General features: G+C 68.8%; 1 protein-coding gene. It reads left to right on the top strand.

Features of this window, described 5'->3' with window-relative positions; all coding sequences use genetic code 11:
• A partial coding sequence (locus KVT32_RS30475) for an FCD domain-containing protein (protein ID WP_217619476.1) occupies window positions 1-260 on the top strand: 260 nt, incomplete at both ends.

Here is a 260-nt window from a genome sequence, read left to right on the forward strand (position 1 = left end):
GTGCGCCACCATCACCGACGAACAGATCCGCCAGCTGCGCGAACACCTGGAGTGCGAGCGCGCGGCCGTGACCGGCGCCCAGGTGTCGGGCCGCACGCGCCTGCTGGCCGACTTCCACATCGTGCTGGCCCGGATGCTGGGCAACGAAGTCCTGGTGCAGATGCTGAGCGAATTGCTGTCGCGCTCCTCCCTGTTCGCGCTGCTGCGCCAGTCGACCCAGTCGGTCGTGGAATCCCACGACGTGCACGTCGCCACTGGCC

The organism is Achromobacter sp. GbtcB20, from assembly GCF_019091095.1.
Lineage (GTDB): Bacteria > Pseudomonadota > Gammaproteobacteria > Burkholderiales > Burkholderiaceae_B > Achromobacter > Achromobacter mucicolens.